At 62.5% G+C, this 403-nt stretch carries 1 protein-coding gene; it reads left to right on the forward strand.

Annotation, left to right across the window (positions count from 1 at the left end):
* Positions 1 to 77 precede the first annotated feature (77 nt).
* Positions 78 to 403: nuclear transport factor 2 family protein (locus EN869_RS33735; protein WP_135916124.1), on the forward strand; the 326-nt coding region annotated here is incomplete at its 3' end.

Consider the following 403-nt stretch of genomic DNA (forward strand, 5'->3'; position numbering starts at 1 on the left):
GCGGTTTTCCGTCCGGAATTGCGAAAACAGACCAACGCAGGAAGGAAAGGCAAGCATTCAACCGAGGGAGGAAGACAATGCAACGCCGTCAGTTTCTTGCATCCGCAGCCATCGCCGCCACGCTTTTCACCGTGGCTCCATCCTTCGCCGCCGATACCGCGCAATCGGTGGTCGAGGCCTATGTCGCCGCCTGGAATGCGCATGACTCGGCCAAGGCCGCCGGCTACTTCGCCGACGACGTCAGCTACTACGACGCTTCCGTCGGCAAGCCGGTCACGGGTCGGGAGGCCGCCAAGACCGGTGTGATCGACAATTTCCTCAAGGCCGTTCCCGACGCTGTCTGGACGATGAAGGGCGTCCCCGTGATCGAGGGCGACCGCGTCGCGTTCGAGTGGGAGTTCTC

It is taken from the genome of Mesorhizobium sp. M2D.F.Ca.ET.226.01.1.1 (assembly GCF_004022705.2).
Lineage (GTDB): Bacteria > Pseudomonadota > Alphaproteobacteria > Rhizobiales > Rhizobiaceae > Mesorhizobium.